Source organism: Dermabacter sp. p3-SID358 (genome assembly GCF_025147465.1).
In the GTDB taxonomy this organism is placed as follows: Bacteria; Actinomycetota; Actinomycetes; order Actinomycetales; family Dermabacteraceae; genus Dermabacter.
The window spans coordinates 17,606-37,779 of record NZ_JALXOZ010000016.1 but is presented as its reverse complement, the minus strand read 5'-3'; the positions used below and the strand labels follow the sequence as shown (position 1 = coordinate 37,779).

The 20,174-nt window shown below is 65.0% G+C and carries 12 protein-coding genes; 5 read left to right on the top strand and 7 right to left on the bottom strand.

What is annotated here, in order from left to right; translation table 11 throughout:
• Nucleotides 1-144: 144 nt before the first annotated feature.
• The 3 genes from M3B90_RS07915 to gluQRS are packed head-to-tail and all read left to right on the top strand — an operon-like array spanning nucleotide 145 to nucleotide 2,411.
• Complete coding sequence (locus M3B90_RS07915) at nucleotides 145-879, top strand: hypothetical protein (RefSeq protein WP_259889655.1); 735 nt, start codon at nucleotides 145-147, stop codon at nucleotides 877-879.
• The gene (locus M3B90_RS07910) at nucleotides 845-1,444 is read left to right on the top strand and encodes a GNAT family N-acetyltransferase (protein WP_259889653.1); all 600 of its coding nucleotides are present in this window, start codon (nucleotides 845-847) and stop codon (nucleotides 1,442-1,444) included. Before M3B90_RS07915 ends, M3B90_RS07910 begins: the two co-directional genes overlap by 35 nt.
• The gene (gene gluQRS, locus M3B90_RS07905) at nucleotides 1,431-2,411 is read left to right on the top strand and encodes a tRNA glutamyl-Q(34) synthetase GluQRS (RefSeq protein WP_259889651.1); all 981 of its coding nucleotides are present in this window, start codon (nucleotides 1,431-1,433) and stop codon (nucleotides 2,409-2,411) included. Before M3B90_RS07910 ends, gluQRS begins: the two co-directional genes overlap by 14 nt.
• Here gluQRS and M3B90_RS07900 read toward each other — a convergent pair.
• From M3B90_RS07900 to M3B90_RS07885, 4 genes are all read right to left on the bottom strand, one after another.
• Nucleotides 2,408-3,151, bottom strand: coding sequence for a VIT family protein (locus M3B90_RS07900; RefSeq protein WP_259889649.1), 744 nt, complete (start codon nucleotides 3,149-3,151; stop codon nucleotides 2,408-2,410). The genes gluQRS and M3B90_RS07900 overlap by 4 nt on opposite strands.
• Before the next feature lie 53 nt (nucleotides 3,152-3,204).
• A complete protein-coding gene (locus M3B90_RS07895) occupies nucleotides 3,205-4,224 on the bottom strand; it encodes a TerC/Alx family metal homeostasis membrane protein (RefSeq protein ID WP_259889647.1) in 1,020 nt (339 codons plus the stop codon).
• Nucleotides 4,225-4,309: 85 nt separating this feature from the next.
• Nucleotides 4,310-5,164 carry an ADP/ATP-dependent (S)-NAD(P)H-hydrate dehydratase gene (locus tag M3B90_RS07890; RefSeq protein WP_259889645.1) on the bottom strand — a complete coding sequence of 285 codons (855 nt, stop codon included), beginning with the start codon at nucleotides 5,162-5,164 and terminating at the stop codon, nucleotides 4,310-4,312.
• A complete protein-coding gene (locus tag M3B90_RS07885; RefSeq protein WP_259889643.1) occupies nucleotides 5,161-8,562 on the bottom strand; it encodes a DEAD/DEAH box helicase in 3,402 nt (1,133 codons plus the stop codon). The genes M3B90_RS07890 and M3B90_RS07885 overlap by 4 nt, the downstream gene beginning before the upstream one ends.
• Before the next feature lie 264 nt (nucleotides 8,563-8,826).
• Here M3B90_RS07885 and M3B90_RS07880 point away from each other — a divergent pair, with 264 nt between their 5' ends.
• Nucleotides 8,827-10,800 (top strand): amylo-alpha-1,6-glucosidase, encoded by a 1,974-nt coding sequence (locus M3B90_RS07880; RefSeq protein ID WP_259889642.1) that lies wholly within the window; start codon nucleotides 8,827-8,829, stop codon nucleotides 10,798-10,800.
• Here M3B90_RS07880 and M3B90_RS07875 read toward each other — a convergent pair.
• Entirely contained in the window at nucleotides 10,797-14,339 is a 3,543-nt protein-coding gene (locus M3B90_RS07875; RefSeq protein ID WP_259889640.1) for a UvrD-helicase domain-containing protein, read from the bottom strand. The genes M3B90_RS07880 and M3B90_RS07875 overlap by 4 nt on opposite strands.
• Nucleotides 14,336-17,140 (bottom strand): PD-(D/E)XK nuclease family protein, encoded by a 2,805-nt coding sequence (locus M3B90_RS07870; protein ID WP_259889639.1) that lies wholly within the window; start codon nucleotides 17,138-17,140, stop codon nucleotides 14,336-14,338. The genes M3B90_RS07875 and M3B90_RS07870 overlap by 4 nt, the downstream gene beginning before the upstream one ends.
• Nucleotides 17,141-17,294: 154 nt before the next feature.
• Here M3B90_RS07870 and M3B90_RS07865 point away from each other — a divergent pair, with 154 nt between their 5' ends.
• A complete protein-coding gene (locus M3B90_RS07865; RefSeq protein ID WP_259889637.1) occupies nucleotides 17,295-18,563 on the top strand; it encodes a glycoside hydrolase family 32 protein in 1,269 nt (422 codons plus the stop codon).
• A 359-nt stretch (nucleotides 18,564-18,922) separates the two neighbouring features.
• Here M3B90_RS07865 and M3B90_RS07860 read toward each other — a convergent pair whose 3' ends face one another.
• Complete coding sequence (locus M3B90_RS07860; RefSeq protein WP_259889635.1) at nucleotides 18,923-20,173, bottom strand: DUF6177 family protein; 1,251 nt, start codon at nucleotides 20,171-20,173, stop codon at nucleotides 18,923-18,925.
• Nucleotide 20,174: the final 1 nt, after the last annotated feature.

The window sequence follows — 20,174 nt, the reverse complement described above, 5'->3', positions numbered from 1 at the left end:
GGCTGGACGGCACTCGGTCATTCTGCATAGAAACTGTGATTTCGCGATGCGCCGCTAGTAGGCTTGAGGCATCGCGGCGTGGCGATCACCCGCACTTCCAGACCACCGCCGGGGAGATCCGGCGCACAAACGAAAGGGTCAGCGATGGCTTTCACTAATTCCAAGCGCGAGGCCAAGAAGGCCGCGAAAAAGCAGGCCAAGAAGCAGGCCAAGCGCGCACAGAGCACGTGGTACAAGGCGCTTGACAACGCCGGCCCGCTCTTCAGCGAAGCAACGGCGGAAGCACGCAAGCGCGCCGAGAAGTTCTACGGCGACTTCGCACCCGAGGTTGAGAAGCGCGTTCGCAAGGGCCTCGACCGCGGCCAGGCGCGCGTGAACAGCCTCTCGAGCCGTCTTTCTGACGAGTTTGATCGCAATGTCGGCCCGCGCGCCCGCAAGTTCCGCAGCGACTTCGAGGCTGACTACCTCCCCCGCGCCCGCCGCACCGCGGATGCCGCGAACACGACTCTCGGTGCAGCCGTAGCTGCCGCCGTGGATGCCGCTCGCGCTGAATGGGAAAAGGGCGCTCCCGAGATCCGCACAGCCGCAACCACGAGCCCCGTTGCCGACAAGAAGAAGTCGAAGGTCGGCACCGTTCTCGTCGTGCTCGGCATCACCGCGGTTGCTGGCGCAGCCGGCTACCTCGCATGGCAGAAGACCCGCCCGGTCGAAGACCCGTGGGCGCCGCCGGCAGATTTCGCCCGCTCGCACTACCCCGCCGCGGGCGTGAGCGAAGAGGATTCGACCGAGGTTTCCGATTCGGTTGCCGCGGCCGAGGCAGGCGACGTTACCGAGTCCCTCTCCGATGGCGAGAAGGAAAACACCCACAAGGGTGAGTGACACTTCGCTTCACAGCAGTAAGAGCCCCGTTTCCCACGCGCACAGTGGGAGCGGGGCTCTCTCGCATACCCTGGCCCCACTGTGCGCCACCGATTTGCCTGAGCTTTGGCTCCTCCACTCGGATCCCCGCGTGTTCGAACTCGACACGATCGGCCCACTCGAAACCGTTGACCAGATGCAGCGCGTCCTTGGAATATGGATGCGCTCGCATGAACGCGACGGGTACGGGTACAGCGCGATCCGCGAGAAAGCGACGGGGGCATTTCTCGGCGTCGCAGGACTCTCGGCGATGCCACTCGGCGATCGCTGGGTCGCAAACACGTACATAAGGCTCACGCCCGAGGCGTGGGGCACGGGCACGGCCACGTCAGCTCTCGATCAGAGCCTCCGAGCGGTCGCCTCCCTCGACAATGCCCCGCGCGAAGCCGCCTTTATCACCGCTGATCAAAATCTCCCCGCGCGCCGCCTCGCCGAACGCCTCGGCTTTACCCTCTCCACCGAAAGCGACCCGACGGAATCGGGCGCGCACGTCGTCTATCTCCTCGATCTTCATGACCTCTCCTGACCTCCACTCCCCCTTCGGCTTCGCGGGCCGCTACGCGCCCTCGCCGAGCGGCGACCTGCACCTCGGCAACCTCCGCACGGCGATCCTCGCGTGGGTGTTCGCGCGCCGCACCGGCCGTGACTTCCTCATGCGCATGGAGGATCTCAATCGCGTGAAGAAAGGCAGCGCCGAGCGGCAACTTGAGGATATGGAAGCGCTCGGCCTCGACTGGGACGGCCCTGTCGCCTGGCAGTCGAAGCGACTTGACCTGTATCGACGGGTCGTGGCAGCCCTCGATGAACGCGGGCTCGTCTACGAGTGCTATTGCACCCGCCGCGAGATTCACGAGGCGCCGTCGGCCCCGCACGCCCCGCCGGGCGCGTACCCCGGAACGTGCCGCGACCTCACCGAGGCCGAGCGGGAGGCCGGTCGAGAAAAGATGCGCGAGCTGAGCCGTGAGCCGTCGCTCAGGCTCCGCGCAAGCACGCACTCTTACGAGGTCACCGACCTGTACGCGGGCCGCACCGTGGGGGATGTCGATGATTTCGTGCTCGTGCGCGGCGATGGCATGTGTGCCTACAACCTTGTCGCGGTCGTGGATGATATCGAGACCGGGGTCGATCAGGTCGTTCGCGGCGACGACCTTCTGAGTTCAAGCCCCCGCCAGGCGTACCTCACGGACCTGCTCGCGCAGGCCGCGCCGTGGCTCTTCCCGCACCCCGAAAACCTGCGAGAGCGCCCTTCCACGCACCTCTCCTACATTCACGTGCCGCTCGCCCTCAATGCCGAAGGGGCGCGCCTCGCGAAGCGCGACGGCGCCGTGACGCTCCGCGATCGCCTCGACAAAGGCGAAAGCCCCGGGGACGTCGCCGAAACCATCGGCACATCCCTGGGGCTATCCGGATGCCGCAGCGCGCGCGACATCCTCGAGGCATTCGACCCGGAGGACCTTCCGCGCGAGCCGTGGGTCTATACGCCAGGCGCCTAAATCACACTCACGCCGAGCAGAGTGCCGATACCGTACGAGACTGCCATCGCGGCCGTGCCGCCGAGGATGGTGCGGATCGTCGCCCGCCCTGCCTTCGCCTGTCCAAGACGCGCCGAAATGTAACCCGTGAGGGCGAGCGCGATGACAACCGCGAATACGACGGCGGGGACTTTGAAGGCCACGGGCGTCGCGAGCACGGCGATGACCGGGAGGAGACCGCCGAGAGTGAACGCGATGAGCGAGGCAAACGCGGCCCCGAGCGGCGACGCAATTGCCTCTTCTTCAATGCCATACCGAACGCGCACGTGAGCGTCGAGCGCGTCGTGCGCGCTCATGCGCTCGGCAGCCTGGCGAGCAAGATCCCCGGGAATACCGGTTTCTTCGAGGGACGCGGTGAGCGCTTCGAGTTCGCCCTCGGGATCGTCCGCGAGGCGCTCACGCTCGCGCGCGAGCATCGAGCGCTCGGTGTCGCGCTGGGTCGAGACGGACACGTACTCGCCCATGGCCATCGAAAGGGCGCCCGCGCTGAGCGCGGCTGCGCCAGCGATTGCGAGCGCGGCGAACGTGGGGGTCGCGGCGGCGACGCCAACGACCATGCCGGCGACGGACACGATGCCGTCGTTCGCGCCGAGCACGCCGGCCCTCAGCTGGTTGAGGCGAGCGGAGTGTTCGGCGCGGTCGTGCGACTCTTCGGAAGCGACGTAGGGTGAGGTCTCGGGGGCACTATTAGGGCTGCTCATAACCCCAAAGTACGCGCGTAGAAACCTCGCCCGCTAGACCGGGAAGCCTACCCTTAGCGGTCCTCGCCACCCTCAACTGCCGCCGCTGCTTCGCGATCGTCGACCTTCGGCCCCCACAGGATCGAGGCGATGATTGCGATGATCATCGAGCCCGCGATCACGGTGAGCGAAAGCCAAATCGGGATCTCGGGGATCGAGTGCACGAAGTGCCCGAAGCCCGAATCCTCGGGCCACAGCGGCGCCTCGTGGGCCGCGTGAATGACGAGCTTCACGCCAATGAACGCGAGGATCGCCGCGAGACCGTAGTGGAGGTACACGAGGCGATCCACGAGCCCGCCGAGCAGGAAGTACAGCTGGCGAAGGCCCATGAGCGCGAACAGGTTCGTCGTGAACACGATGAACGGGTTCTGCGAAATGCCGAGGATCGCGGGGATCGAGTCGAACGCGAACATCACGTCGGTCAGGCCGATCGTGAGGAACACGAGCAGCATCGGCGTGAAGACCTTCTTGCCGTTCACCACCGTGCGAATCTTGTTTTCGTCATACTCGTCGTGGACGTGGACGACCTTCTTGAGGTTCTTCATGACGAAGCCGTCTTCGGCATCGTCTTCTTCTTCTTCGCCCTGGACCTGCTTATAGGCCGTGTAGAACAGGAAGATCGCAAAGATGTAAAACACCCACGCGAAGGAATTGATCACGGCGGTGCCGAGCAAAATGAAGATCGCACGCGCAATGAGCGCGATGATGATGCCCACCATGAGCACCTCTTGCTGGTATTTCCTCGGCACAGCAAACTTCGACATGATCACGATGAACACGAAGAGGTTGTCGATGCTGAGCGAGTATTCGGTGAGCCAGCCCACGATGAATTGTCCCGCGACCTGGTAGTCGGCGAGGAAGTAGAGCGTGACAGCGAAGATCAGCGCGAGCGCCACGTAGAACACGACCCACCCGATGCACTCCTTGAAGGACGGCACGTGGGGGCGCTTGATGACGAGGAGGAGGTCGACGACGAGGATCGCGATAAGGACGATCAGCGAGATGACCTCGAACTGCAGGGAAATTTCACCCATCGGGGTCCCTTCGAGCTGGGGAGCAAGCGGAAAATGAAAGAAGGCGCCTCAATTTCTCGGGCGCCGCCTTTGGATGGTGTCCATTTTACGTGCCGGACTTGGGGGAAAGTCGAGCATAGAGGGCCGGAATCACGCTCGTCACGTCGCTCGCGAGGATCGGCGCCTGGGCCTCTCCCGCGGCGAGGGCGGCGGCGTGGGAGTGAAGCGTCACGGCGGCTTCGCACACCTCGAGGAGGGTCCGACGGCTGCCCAGTTCCAGATCCTTCACAATCGTTTCATGGTTGAGGGCGAGAAGCGCCCCGGTGATCCCCGCGAGCGCGTCGCCCGTTCCCGCGGTCGCGAGGCGGGACGTAGGCGAGGTCGAGGCACGAGTCTCTTCGCCGCTCGCGGCGATCCACGTCGTGTGTCCCTTGAGGATGACCGCCGCGCCAGTGCGACCCGCGAGAGCCTCGGCTGCTTCGCGCGGTGAAGCCTCGACTCGGGCGCGGTCCCAGCCCTCGAGCAGATGCACGGCCTCGCCCGCGTGGGGAGTGAGAACGGTGTGGGCGGGGCAAGCGTCGGAACCCGTACTACCACCCGCAGAGTCGAGCGCCCCCGCGTCCGCGACCACAAGAGCATCCGGGGAGGTCTCCCTCATGCATGCGCGCACGCGTTCGAGACGGTCGGCACTCTCCCAACCCGACCCCGCGACAAAAACTTGAGCGCGGCCGGGTGCGGGGACGACCTCGGGTGTGCGCGCAACGACCATGCGCGCGACGGTTTCGGGGCCGAGGTAGCGCACCATGCCCACGCCGCAACGGGCCGCTGCTTCGCAGCCGATAAGCGCCGCACCGGGGTAATGCTCACTTCCCGTCGCCATGCACACGACGCCGCGCGTGTACTTGTGGTCACTCTCGGTGGGCGCGGGCCAGTAACGAGCGAGATTCTCGAGGTCGGTCACGAGAAGAGCTCCTTGACGTCGTCGGCGGTGATCTGCGTGCTGAACGCTTCGCCGCCATCGGTGAGCGAATCGAAGAGCGCGCGCTTCTTATCCTGGAGCGCGAGGACCTTGTCCTCAATCGTGTCGGAGGCGACGAGCCGGTAGACCATGACACGCTCCGTTTGGCCGATGCGGTGCGTGCGATCGATCGCCTGGTTTTCCGCGGCGGGATTCCACCACGGGTCGAGGAGGAACACGTAATCAGCCTCCGTGAGCGTGAGGCCGAAGCCGCCTGCCTTGAGGGAGATGAGGAACACCGGGTCGTTGCCCTCGCGGAAGTCGCGGATCACGTCGGCGCGGTCGCGTGTTGACCCATCGAGGTACTGATAGGCGACCTGCCGTTCGCGAAGCTGCTCCGCAACCCGCGCGAGGAAGCTCGTGAACTGCGAGAACACGAGCACGCGGTGGCCTTCGGACACGACTTCGTCGAGTCTCTCAAAGAGCACCTGAAGCTTCGTCGACGGCGCGTTCTTGTCACCCCCGTCGTCCACGAGCGCGGGATCGAGCGCGAGCATCCGCAAAAGCGTGATCGAGCGGAACACGATGAAGCGGTTCTTATCCATGTCGTTGATAAGCCCGAGAACCTTCTTGCGCTCGCGCTGAAGCACCGAATCGTAAATCCGTCGATGCGCGCCCTCGAGCTCGACCTTAACGACCTGCTCTTGCTTCTCGGGCAAATCCTTCGCGACGAGCTCCTTCGTGCGGCGCAGCATGAACGGGCGCAGCCTCCGGCGAAGAACGGGCATCTTCTCGGGGTGCTCCCCCGACTCGATCGGCTGCGTGAAGTGCGAACGAAACTGCACGTGAGGGCCAAGCACGCCCGGCGCGACGATCGACATGATCGCCCACAAATCCCCGAGTGAATTCTCCATGGGGGTGCCCGTGATCGCAAGGCGGAACGGTGCCTTGAGGCGCTTGACCGACTGGTGGATGCGCGAGGCGCGGTTCTTCACGAACTGGGCCTCGTCGAGGATGAGCCCTGCGAATTGCTCGCGCGCGAACTCCTCCGAATCGATGCGGGCGATCGTGTAGCTCGTGACGACGATGTCGGCACCTTCGATCTCGCGCCGCAGCTCGGTTTTGCGTGCTCGACGCGTGCGGTTAACGAGCGCGACCCTGAGGTTCGGGGTGAAGCGCGCTGCCTCCGCCTGCCACACGCCAGTGACGCTGCTCGGCGCCATAACAAGGAAGGGACGATCAGGGCCGGCAGGCGTCGGACCTGCACTTTCGTTGCCCCGGAACTCACCTGCGCTCACGCCCTCACGCGCGTGCTGGATGAGCGTGAGCGCCTGCAGGGTTTTGCCAAGCCCCATGTCATCCGCGAGGATCCCGCCGAGGCCGAGCGAATACAGCAGCGCAAGAAACTCGAAACCCTCGCGCTGGTACGAGCGCAGCTCCGCGTGCAATCCGGTGGGCAGGGGCGTGTGGGGAATGGCCTCGAAGTTCTTGAGTTTTCCGACGGTGGCCTCCCAACCATCGGCCGCCTCGACCACATCCGCGGCATCGGCAAGGTCCTCCCAGAACCCCACCTGGTACTTCGAAATCTGCTGGCGCTCGGGCTCCCACTCCGCGAGGGCCTCGCCTTCGGCGATGAGGGCGCGCAGGGCGTCGAAAGCCGGATGCTCGAGCGAGAAATAGGTGCGGTCCTCGAGAAGGAGCTTCGACTGGCCCTTCGCGAGTGCCACGAAAAGGGAGGGGAAGGGGATCGTTTTTCCCTCGAGCGTGACCTCGAAGCCAAGATCGAACCAGTCGTTTTTCCCGGGATTCTCGGTTTGCCTCACGCGCACGGACGGAGCGCCGTCGAGCTCGCGATAGGTGTGGCGCGTGCCCGAAATCGCGACGTCGATGCCCTCCCTCGCCTCGAGCTCGGAAAGAACGTGTTCGGTGAAGAACGCCGTGTCCACGTCGCTCAGCTTCTCGGTGCCCTCGGCGGCGCGATCAGTGGGGAGGGCGCCGCCCACCGTGGGCCACAGCTCCCGCAGCTCGGCGAGGAGCCCATCCTCATAGTTGTGGTCGCGGCCAGTGCCGCCCTGTTGATACACGCCGAAACGGCTTCGAGTCGAGGGGTAGAACCACGACCACTCGAGCTCAACCGTATTCGCGCCACTATAGGCCACATTCAGGCGCAGCACCGGGGCCTTCGGAGCGGGCATCGTGACGCTCCCGTCACCGCTTGCCACGTTCGTGACGCGGCTGATTCTTGGGAGGGCGCTATCGAAAAAAGCCTCGCGATCGCTCTTCGGCACGTCGATCCGGGTGCGCGTTTCGAGGAGCCGCTGCACGGGCATCGGCACGAGCGCGGGCGTTGCCGCAAACTCGATATCGAACGTGCCTCGTTTGCCGGGGTGGATGTCGATCACGCCGTTCGAGCCGAGCATGCGCGCCTCGGGCCTCGGCTCGCCGTCGATATGCGCGAGGGCGCGCACTTTGAGGGAGTCGGCGCCGCTAAGATCAAGGCCAACGTCGGCCCCCTGACCAAGGCGCACCTCCCCCACGTTGTCGAGCCCGACGAACGCGACCCCCGCCTCGTGGGCGCGCACGAGCGCCTCCCACAGAATCGGCGAGCGGAACTGGTTGATCCACAGCTGCTCGACGGCAGCGGTGTGGCTGCGATCCGCCTCCGAAAGGGCGAAGATCCTGGTCAGGGCGTCGGCGTGCGCGGGGTCGTAGCCGCGGCCACTCATGCGGTACTCGAACGTGCGCCACGAAAGGCCCGATTTGATCCAGTTGTTGCGCTTGCCGCGGCGCAGCGGACGGATCGCGAGGAATACGCCTTTGCCCGCTTCGAGGTGCTCCTTCGTGAGCGATTCATAGCCCCACGAGAACCGGCTTTTGTGAAGCTGCTCGGCCTTGAGATCAAAGCCGAGCGCGAGAGGCGTGGTGTCTTCCGTTTCCTCGTCGCTCGCGCGCAAAAGCGGTGCGAGGGTTTCGAGCCACGACGCGGGCTGCTCAGCCTCCGCTTCGGCCTCCGCCTCGCGGCTCTCGCTCCACTGCTCCGCCTGCCGGCCCGACCACAGGGCGAGGGCCGCGCCGTGCTTGCAGTTCATGACCACGGGGCACGTGCACGTCGACTGCACGGGGATCCACAGGGGAAGCTCGCCTTCGCTGCCGCTTTCGTCGTCCTCCACGCGGTGAAGCGACACCCGCACGCGATACGGATCCGGACCGCGGCCGTGCACGACGCCGATGAGCTCCCCCTTCGACCCGGTCGAGGTCGTGACCCAGTTGGGGAGGCGAATATGCTCGTCGTTCGCGTAATCGGTGGCGCGTTCCACGACAACTCGGCCAAACATCGGTTCGATGAGCGCCCTCGGCACGAAAGGGAAGGGCGGCTGAGGGGTGCGCGCGGAAGAAGCCATAAATTCCAGAGTACAGGCCGGATTCGGGCACTGGAGAGCTTCTAGTCGGGTGGGGCAGCCTCGGACGGTGGGGGGCAGGCCCTCCCCGATCCACCCCTTCCCGATCCGCCCTCCCCGTCCCGATCACGAGGGAACCCCTCCCCGATCCGCCCCTTCCCGATCTAGGCAACTAAACCCAACGTTTGTGGCGGTATGGAGCCGAATACCGCCACAATTGTTGGGGACAGATTCTCTTGCGCGCCGGGAACGACGAAAGGGCAGCCCATGCCCCTCCGTCAGCCCTTCGTTCACGATTTGTGCGGCGTCTTTGCCGCGCCCATTCACGCATGGTCCACGACGAGCGGGGCGATGCGCGGCGAAGGCGCCGAGGGGCTCTTCCTCGCCGATGACCGCCTCGTCAGAACCTATGCACTGAAGGTTCGCGGCGCGCAGCTCACCGATGGCACCGCCGCCCCCGAGCAGCTCCCGGAAGGCGAGCTCTCAAGCGTGGGCCTCGAAACCTTTGGCGCAAAGAAGCTCCGCTTCACCGATGTCGTCTCGCTCGAAGGGCTCCCCGTCGATCCCGTTGTGAGGCTCGTCCGCGAACGGGAAGCCAGCATCGACGGTGTACGCGAAAAACTTACGCTAACCTCCGCAGCGGATCACCCCGTCACAGTCGAGCTCTATGCCGAGCTCGGCCTCGACGCGAGCCCCATGGCCGCCGTCAAAGACCCGCACCTCGCGCAAAAGCTCGCCGTGGCCGCACCTACCGCGACCCTCAAAGAGAACACCGCCGAGTGGAGCTGGCGCGAGGGCACCCACGCCACATTCACGGTCAAGGGCGAGGGCACGTCGCTCACCGCTTCCACCGACGAAACTCAGGTTCTCCACGCCCACCTCAACGTGACCCTCGAGCCAAACACAACGGCGTCCTTTACCTGGGTCCTCACCGCGAGTGACGAGCACGCACCTTTCACCGGAGTCGACCAGCCCGAACTCGGCTCTAGCATGACCCTCGAAGAGCCGCACGATGATGAGCAGGCGACCGTCGGAACTCTCCTCACCCAATCCCTCGCCGACCTCACGAGCCTGCGCCTCGCACGCCAAACCGATCCCGACCAGGCATTTCTCGCAGCTGGCGCTCCCTGGTTCTTCACGCTATTCGGGCGCGACTCCCTCATCTCCGCAAGCTTCCTTGCGCCCCTCGCCCCCGAGCTCGCCGCGCAGACCCTTCGCACGCTCGCGACCCAGCAGGGCACCGAGAAGAACATCGACACGGCGGAGCAGCCCGGCAAGATCCTCCACGAGGTGCGAGCCGTGGGGATGGACATGGGCGATTCGTACCTTCCGCCCGTGTACTACGGCACGATCGACGCGACGCCCTTGTGGATCCTCCTCGCGGGCGAAGTGACCAAACTCGGCCTTGACGTGAGCGACCTCGCCGACAATGTCGCGCGCGCAGCCGAGTGGCTCCTCGAGCATGCCGATGCCGACGGCGACCTTTTCCTCGAGTACATCGACGAATCCGGGCGCGGCCTCGCCAACCAGGGTTGGAAGGATTCTGGCGACTCGGTACGTTTCGCCGACGGCACGATCGCCGAGGGGCCCATCGCCCTCGCAGAAGTGCAGGGCTACGCCTACGAGGCAGGCTTGGTTGCCGCTCAGCTCCTCGAAAAGTGGGGGCATGAGCGTGCGAGTGAGCTCGGCGAGCGGCTTCGCAAGCGGTCCGACGGTATCCGGCGCGCATTCCGCGAACAGTTCTGGGTTGAGGACAGCAATGGCGCCTACATCGCCCTCGCGCTCGACGGGAAGAAACGCCCCGTGGACGGCGTCGCCTCCAACATGGGGCACCTGCTTGGCACGGGTCTTCTCGACGATAACGAGGAACGCCTGGTCATCGATCGCCTCATGGACTCGACGATGTTCACGGGCTTCGGCATCCGCACCCTTTCGAGCGACAACGGCGCGTACTTCCCGACTCGCTACCACGGCGGGAGCGTGTGGAGTCACGACACCGCCTTCATCCTGCGCCAGGCCATGCGCGCGGGTTTCACGAGCGAAGCCCAGCAGATTGCGCGGGCACTCGTGCGTGCGGCGCGCGGCTTTGACTGGCGCCTGCCCGAACTGTTCGCCGGAGATCCGACGGATGCCGTGCAGCAGCCGCTCCCCTATCCAGCGAGCTGCCGCCCGCAAGCGTGGGCCGCGGCGAGCGCGGTTCCAATTGCGGAGGCGCTCGGCCTGCTACCTGCGCGTTCCTAGCGTTCGACCTCGACTTTCACAACGTAACCGCTGAGCGGGAGGTGCACGAGGGCGTACTCTGGCCGCTGCCCGGTGCGCTCCTCGAGAGCGCTCATGTAGGTCGCGAGCTGCCCCACGTACTCCCCGCGGATGTAGTCGAGGATCTGAGCGGGTTCAGTGCGTGAATTGGTTTTGTGGTCGACGATGATGCTGCGACCATCGGGAAGCGTGAGAAGCGAGTCGATCCAGCCTTCCATCGTCTGACCATCGTCATTCCACCACGCGATGGGCACTTCGGTGCCGCTCGCATGGCCCGGGAGCTCGCGCGCGGACCACGCGTGCCATCTCTCGCCCGCTTCGACGACCACCTCGGGCGTGACCTTCGCCTTGAGCAGAGGGTCTGTGCCGAGCCACCGTTCGGTGATCCTCCGCGCGAGGCTGAGCTGGCGCTCACGCGGAAGCTGCGCATACGGGGTCGCGAGATAGGCGTGCACCGCTTCGCCCACGAGTTCGCGGTGCTCGCCTCCCTCCCCCACGAGAGGGGCGCCGAGTTTCGCGTGGATCGTCACCTTCGCGTCGATACCTGCGGAGGACACGGCGCTTGCGGCAAACCTCGCGGCAAGGCCACTCTCGTGTTGGAGAAAACTCGACGGCGCGCCCGCGGGTTTCGCAATCGGGGTTGACGCGAGGGGGCTGCGCTCCTGGCGGTACACCTCGACATGCGCATCGGGGTCGTTCGGGTCGCCGGGAACCCCGTGGTGGAGGACCGTAACGGGGATCGACGATGCTGATTCAGCATCGCTTTCGCCGGGAAGGCCTGCTGGGACGCGCGCTCCGGTCACGACGAGGGCCGCGGAAGCGTCGGAGCCCTCCTGTTCCTCAAGGCCGTAGGTGGCGCGAGCTTCCCGCTTAAGCATCGATTCCTTGGTGGCTTCCGCGGATTCCTCCCTCTCGGGCACCCACGAGCCTGCCTCGGCAATGCCCGCCTTGAGACTCTCGGGTGAGAACTGCGCGTACAGGGTCTCGGCAAGGTTTTTGTGGCCCGCGAGCACGAGCTGATACTTCGCACGCGTGAGGGCGACGTAGTGGATGCGCGCCTCTTCGGCACGATTCTCGAGGCGGGCGCGCGTGACGTCGGGGTTGTGCGCGAGCGCCTTCGCCATCGGCGCGAAGGAATCCTTGAGTATCGGGATGAATCGCAGGGCTCGCCCCTCGAGCGGATGCTCGGCATCGAACTCGTCCTTAGCCCGTGGCTTCACCGTGACGGCATTGCGCGTTTCCTTGGCTTTGTCAGGAACGATCGTGATCACCACGGGCCACTGGAGACCCTTAGCCCCGTGGATCGTGCTGACGGTCACGGCGTTCGGATCGTGCGCGAGCTTATGCTTCTTGCCGTGTTCCTCGAGGAACGCACTGAGTCCCGCAAGGCCCATCGCGCGGCCGCGGCTTGCGCAATCCTCTTCGTATTCGCGCGCGAGGGAGTGGAAAGCGTCGAGCACCGCGAGGCGGTCTTCGGTTGCGCTCCACCGCTTGGCACGGCGCGGGAGCTCGAGCGCGTCGATGAGCGCCAGGATGACCTCGCTCGGGCTTAACTGCGCGGCGCGCGCACGGAGAGCTTCGAGCCCCGCGAGTGACGGATCCTCACGCCATGCCTTCATGCGGGCCTGACGCTCCGCGCGATCGGGAAGCGCACCGAGCTCCTGGAACCAGCTTTCGTGCGAGGCATGCTCGGGGAGGAGGTTCACCAGTTCGGCGAGCGCAAGAGTGTCGCTCTGATCGAGAAGGGACGCGAGACCCGCACGCATCACGTGCGCTTCGCGGCCCTTCCAAAGGTTTCGTTCCGCACCCGTCGTGGGAATACCGAGGGTTTCGAGCGCATCGGTGACTGTGGAGAGCGAACCACCGCCTCGCGAAAGAACGGCGATGTCTCCTGGGGTCACGGGCTTGCCGTTAAGTGTGGCGCCCGAGGTGAGCAGCTCGTGGATTCCGGTCGCGATCGAGCTTCGCAACGCCGTGTCTTTTGCGCGCGGCGGGATTTCGGGGCCCTTCCACATCTCGATCCCGCCCTCGTGCCTCGTGCTTTCCCGCTTCTCGGGAATGTTGAGCGCGACCGTGGAGGGCTCCATGTCTCGGAAGATGGCCGTGAAAAGGGCATTCGAAAGGGCAAGAGGAGCTTCGGAACTTCGATACGAATCGGTGAGCGCTTCGACTCTGCCGCCCGCGAATCCGCCGCGTTTTCCGCGCACGGCTTCAACTACGCCCTCCATAAGCTCCGGGGCGGCGTCGCGAAAACCGTAGATCGACTGCTTTTGGTCACCCACCCACACGACATCGTCAACGAGTTCGCCGAGTCGCATGAACAGCTCGAGCTGGATCGGGGACGTGTCCTGGAATTCATCGACGGCGAGAAAGCGGAAGCGATTCGCGAGCGAGGAGCGAGCGCGTTCGTTGTGGGTGACGAGGTCGAGGGCGAGGATCTCCTGATCGGCAAAGTCCATGACGCCGAGGGCGGCCTTACTCTCGGCGTAAGCCTCGAGCGCTTGCGCGGCGGTCGAGAACGCGAGCCGTATGAGTTGCTCGATGTCCGCGAGAAAAGCCTCGTTTCCGAGCACACCCACCCCGTCGCTCGCACCAAGGATGAGCGAAGAGAGCGGCGCACACACCACCTTCGGTCTTGCCCCAGGCTTCTTGCCGCCCCTCGGTACCGCGACCCCACTCACGTCGGCGAGTGCCATCCATTCGCTCCACGGAACCGCGCTCACATCGCGACTCATGCGCCTGTAGGCCGCCTCGAGCGTGACGACCGAACCTTCAACATTGCCGAGTGTCCTCGCGCCACCCTTGACCGGCTCTCCGTCACTTGGCCACTGCGAAAACTTCACGCCCTGAGCCTCGGCCGCCAAGGCCGCATCGAGATCGCCCTTGAGATCCGCGAGGCAGCTCTCAAAAACTCTCCTCCACTGTTGTCGCTGATCCGGCCCGGTCTCATACCCGGCAGCCTCGATCATCGCGCGAAACTCCGCGATGGATTCCTCGGCGTTGTGCGCGAGCGTGGCGGGGTCGATCGCGTTCGTGCGGGCGAGCCTCGTCATGTCCCTGACGGTGCTCGCCCATGACTCTTCCTTCTGGAAGGAACTCGTACTCTGACCCGAGGTTCCCTCATACCCGAGCCTCGCGAGCAACTCGTGTTCGCGCTCCTCAACCTCGGCGATCGTCTGGTTGATCGAAGCCGTGAGGAAGAGCTCACTCTCCTCTTCGCTCAGCACGCGCAGCTCGGGGCTGAGCCCCATGTCGATCGCGTGGTCCTGAACGATCTGCCCGGCAATTGAGTTGACCGTGCCAATGAGCGCCGAGCCGATTTCGTTCGCCTGCTCCACGTGACCGAGCTCGATGAGGCGGACCTGGAGGCGTTCGCGCAGCTCCGCTGCCGCTTTCGTGGTGAAGGTCGTCGCGATAATCTCGCTCGTGCGCACCCCGCCCGCGACTGCATCGGCGAGGCGCGTGGTGAGCGTATAGGTTTTGCCGGACCCTGCCGACGCTGTGATGACGGTGAAAGTCATGAGTAGTCTCCCGTGAGCCCCGTAAGCAGGCAGTAGTCGCTATAGCTGGCGTTGTGGTCCACGAACACGCGCCCTGAATCCGCGCGCGCCTCAGCAAGCTCAGCCGCGGCCTTTTTGTGGGCGGTCTCGTAGCTCGAGAGGCCGTTATTGAGGGCGAGATCCCCGAGTGCGCTCGTGACCCTCCCCTGCGCGATCGCGCTCAACTCATTCTCGATCGTCGTGCGGAGCCTCTCGAAAAGAGCGCGCCCTCCTTCGCCCGCGTTCCCGCGCCCGCCGAGGCCCGCATCCCGAGTCACGAATTCGCCCTGGCGCAGCATGAAGTACCCGATTCGCGCCTCGTGCTTATCACTTCGCTGCTCGCCATAGGCCCACGCGTATGTCGCAAGCTGGAGCGACTCGTCACTGTCGACGTAGCTCGCGTAGCGGGACGTTCCCTTCGCCCATTTGAAATCGAGAAGGACGGGAACGCCATTCTCGCCAATGCCGACGAAGTCAATCGAGCCAGAAAGTGGCACGCTGATGCGCTGGGAGGAGCCGGACCCCTCTATCTCAAGCCCGAGCGAGACGCCTTCGAGCCCATGCTCAATTTCGAGCGCGCTCACGCCCGCGGTGCGGAACGCGCGAAACAGCTGGCCGATGCTCGCTTTCGCGCACCGCAGAACGTACGCGCGCAAGGCTTCGTTCCCGGGAAGATCGAGGTTGCTCGCATACCTCGGAACGAGCCGCGAAAAGACCTCCTCGATCGTGCCCGTGGGAATCTCGTAGCTCACGGGCACGAGTTTGTCGTTCACGAGAGTTTCGATCACGGCGTGAATGAGGGTGCCGATTGCGCGATCGCCCGTGGGCACGCTCGCAGCGCTTCCGGGTTTGATGCCGAACGGGTAGCGCAAGACCCACGAGAGGGCGTCGCGGTGAAGGGTATCGAGCTGCGTGAAGGAAAGAGTCGCGGGCATGAGATGCATGCCCGGAGTGACCTCTCGCGCGAGGCTTGCGGGCGGCATGAACCGGAGTTCCTCCGGGACCTCGAGAATCCCCTGTTTTACTCTCTCCGCGATCCACGCACGAGCGTCGATGCTCACGGCCCGGTGGCGGGTTGGGTCAGATTCCTCGGTGTCGCGCGCCCTGATGTCGGGATTTGCCTCAAGCCACGCCCCCGCGAGTGGCGCGAGCACAGGGCTGAGGCTCGCGTGTTCGCCATCCACGACGTCGGCCGCTACAGCGATGATCTTCCTAGCACCGCCGAGAGCCCGCAGCTTCGCGCCCATATCGAGTGCTTCTAGGGCTTCTGGTTCGAGAACGCGTGCGCCGCCCGCTTCGAGCAGCTCGACTTCGGACTTATCCCACGTAGCGCCGCGCCTGCCCTGAACCCCGGCAGCGCCCCACCATAGGACCATTCCGCCCTCAACGTGCGCCTCATTCGATGCCATGGTCCATGGAGCCACACTCTTGCGCGTGAGCACGGAAGAGGAGGAAGGGGCGGCAGCTGCCACGAGATCGCGAAGTTCGCGCTCGCCAAGCGCGCTTCCACCCATGAGGGCGACGAGCTCGCGAAGGTTCGTGATGTGCGCACGGATAAGCGCCTTCGCTGGCGCGGCAGCCTTGGTAATCTCCTCGACGCGGGCCTCGAGGAAGGATAGTCGCCGCTCGAACTCATCGACGCTCATTGCACCTTCTCTGGGCGTAAGAGACGTGAAGGCGCACAGCTCCCGCACGAGCGCAAGGTCCCGCTCACCGTTCTTTGCATCCTCGCCGATTTTCGCGAGGGCCTTCGCGAAAGCAGAGTGGGGATCACTCGCGTCAATTCCCGCCTCCTCACCGAGCGCATCAAGAAGCGCCCTGCTCACTCGCCTCGCCAGAACGGGGGCCGACGCTTGCCCCTCCCCCGCTGCGCCCACCTTCTCGCACGGCACCTCGAAACTGAGGAATTCCACGAGGGCCTGCACGTTCACGGGCGCGCTCACTGCCTCGAGGAACAGAGGCACGACCTGCGCGGCGAGACGCGGCGGCGCTTCGGGCGCATGAGCGACGGGCGGGAGACCGCGCCGCGCAAGCTGAATATCGAGCGGAAGCGTGGAGCGCGTGGCGAGAACGGTCACGGCTTCTTCGCCGGTGCATGCCTCTTCGAGAATCTGCACGGCGACCTCTCCTGCTGAAAGCTCTTGCGGCGCGCGGATGATCGTGAGCGCCCTCGGCACGTGACTCCCCAGTTCCCCCACGATGACCTCGACACCGAGCTTGGCGAGGAGTGAAAACAGCGCGGGCCAACGCCCGGGAAGCGACGCGGGATCCTCGGCGCACTCGATCGCCTCGATCCCGAGCGGCCAGGGCTCGACTTGCTCGACGAGGGCCTCGAGTTCGGCGTGCACGCTCGACAGATCATCGGAAAACCCCGGCGAGAGGTTTGCCCCCGGCACTCCTTCGACCCCAACGGTCGCGGCCTGTTCGAGAGCTGCCACGGCCTGCAATCGGGGGAACCGCACACCGTCGATCTCGCGAGGCTCTGGGGCCCGCCAGCCCGCTTCGCGCGCCTCATCGCGAAGGCGGAGCAAGGTTCGAGCCGTATTCCACGGGTCAAGCTCACGCGAACGGCGGTACCACGCATGATCAACCTCGCCGAGCAGACGGTGCATTTGCGCCACCCGAAAAGCGTGCGACGCCTTCGGGTGTGAGAGCCCTAGCCGCGTGAGTAGAACACCCACAAGTTCACGCGGCCCCGCGACCATGTCCCATGAACGCTCCGCACCTGCGCCGCGCGACGCCCACGGGGCGCCATCGAGCAGCCAACCAAATCGGATCCTCACGCGGGCCCCTCTCAACCATGTCCCTTTACACACAACGGTATCCCGGGGGTGAGACATTTAAACCGACACACGTCGGCCCAGCCCCTCTGGGCGTCTCGAAATAGCCACCCGCCCACCCCGTAAGCAAGCCACCCCTGTCGAAAGGAGACCGTCGATGACGGCCCAGCAAGCGTCGGACCCTACCTCGTTCTTCCCGCAGCGCCACCGCGTGCACGCGCGCGGGTGGATTAATGACCCGAACGGCATCCACAAGAATGGCGACACGTGGCACGTGTATTTCCAGTGGAATCCGCATTCGGCGAGGCACGACCGCATTCACTGGGGGCACGTGGTCTCGAAAGATCTCGTGCACTGGGAGGAGCGCCCCGCGGCGATCATTCCGCGCGAGGGTGAGGCGGATTCGGCCGGTTGTTGGAGCGGCGTGGGGCTCGTTGACCGCGGGCCCGGCGCGGCCGAGGGCGGCACTCCGACGCTCGTGTATTCGGGGGTTGAGGAGGCAAATCCTCAGTTCGCGAGCGCGATCGTTGCGCGCAGCAACTCCAACGAATCGCTCTTTGATCACTTTACCGTCGCCGCTCCCGCACCCGACATCGAGGGCCTCACCGGCATTCGCGACCCGTTCGTTCTCGAAGCCGAGGGGCACCGTTTCGTGATTCAGGGCGCGGGAATCAAGCGCGAGGACGGCTCGCACGATGCCGTCCTCCTCGCCTGGCTCGCCGACGATCTCGAGCGCTGGGTGTACCTCGGCGAGGTCGCCTCGAGCGCCGACCCGGTCCTTCGGGACATGACCCGTTCGACGCTTTGGGAGTGCCCGCAGCTCGTCTGGGTCGATGGGCAGTGGGTGCTCATCGTGGGGCTGTGGCACGGCGAAAATGAGGCGGAGGGCAAGCCCGTTCTTCAGGGTTCCGGTTACGCGCTCGGCTCGCTCGAGGTGCGGTTTGACGGCGATACGCCGTGCGGCCTGCGCTTTCACGACGTGACGTCTCACGGTCTCGTGGATCAGGGCCCGGACTTTTACGCGCCGCAAGCGTATGTCGATGGCGACCGGGTTCTCCTGTGGGGTTGGTCGTGGGAGAACGCCTCGCGCACGCAGGAAGAGACCGACGCGCAGGGCTGGGCGGGCTGCCTCACGCTTCCGCGCGAGCTCCACGTGGAGGGCGATCTGCTCGTGTCTCGCTTCCCGGAGGAAGTGCTCGCAAACGCGGGCGCGGCAGGGGTGCGGGAATTCGGTTCCGACGGTTGCCTGCTCACCGTCGTGGATTCTTCGGGCGTCGAGCGTGAAGTGGCACGGCTCGAGGGCGCTGGCGCCGTCGCGGTCGACCGCTCGATCATCGAGGTGCTCCCTGAAAACGGCACCCCGATAACGCTGAGGGTTTACGGTGAGGTAAGGATCCACGCACACGCCGCGGCGCGAGTCTCATAATCCCGACTCTGCGCAGCCAAAACACGGCAGCTAGCGCCAAAGTGGCGGAGTGCACATGCCCTAATTTCTCAAAACGACGTCTCTGAATAGCGCTTGACCAGCGGCTGTTATATATTCGTGATGTTGTTCGTGTCGCGGGTCTCCCCGTGACTGAACCGCGTTCCTCATCTTCACAAACTAGGGCTCACGCCCGCGCCGCCTGGCGGCGTTCCCATCGCCACCCGCCGCTGACACCGTCGCGCGGGTGAGGCGGTGCCGCGGTGAGGGGATTTCCGCGGTACGAGAAGCGCCCGGCGGAGGGGGTCCGACGGGCGCTTCTCTACATCTCCGGTCGCCCTGATCTGGGGGGCCTAGGTTGCTCACTCTGGCTTCGTCTCATCGGGAGCCGAGGAACCGTCGGACCCCTCCCCCGCACTCTCCCCGGCGGGCTTGCCGCCGAGGTAGCCGAGGTAACCGAATGCGCCGTCCCACGGCTCGAGGTCATCCTTGAGCGCATGCTCGGAGGATTCGTGCACGAGCCGCGTCGTTGCCTCTGTTCCCTCGGCGATAACGAAGCCGAGCGGCATGAACTCCTTGACCTGCTCCCACAGCGCGATCGCATCGGCTCGGCTGAGCGGGTCGCGCCCCGAGGGAAGCTCGAGGTAAATATCCTCCATCACGCCCTGCTGAGACGGGAAAAGATCGAGCGTTCCGCGCATTCCTGGACCGCCTAGGCACCACGACCCCGGCTGCGGCGACGCGAGCGCGGAAAGCGCCACAGCGACCTCTTTTTGCCATGGCGCGCGAGAAATCTCCGTGCGCCCGAGTGTCACGTGACGAAGGCCGACGGTTGCCGCAAGAAGTCGTTCACTGGCTTCGCCTACAGCGATCGTGTCGTCAAGGGGGTGAAGCACCTGAAGGCGAATGCGCAGACCATCGGGCGTAAACGACGGGAGCTTATGCTCATGCTCGGCTTCGTCGAGTTTCCCATCATTCGACCATGAATACCCCACGCCCGTAATCCCCTCCACGGGACCGTTCGCAGTTTCGCGAATCCACAAAACCTGAAAAGTTTCGAAGACGCGACGCATGAACGGCGTGATCCGAGTCGATTCAGGTGTGCGGATTATGAGCGAATGCGGTTCTTGCTGAGCGCTCTGAATAAGCGCGGAAATCCACGGACTGAACTCGATGACCTCAACCGGCATATCGACCACGCGAGGAACAAGCGGAGTTTCATCCTCGTAATAGGCGCCGCGCCCAATGCTCTCGCGCGGCACGCGGTGTGCCCAACCGGAATCCTCGGCAAGGTCAGGGTCGATACTGACATCGGTCACCGAGGCCGCGAAGGCACGCGCACAGCCTTTCGCGAAGGCGCGGGCCTCGGCGCGCGGTCCCACGATCTCGGCAGCGTAATACGAAACGGTCGACGCGGCTTCATCACAAAACCAGAGCGGAGGCGTGCGGTCAGTGCCGTCGGTAATCGCGACCATGTCACCGTCAGTCGACCAGATCGTGTATTCGGGTGAAAACACTGCGCTCACAACGTCAGCAAGCCGCTCAGCGTCCCATTCGAGCGAGGAATAGATTCGGATGATGGCCTGCTCGTCGGGGCGATTCTCAAGATTCATG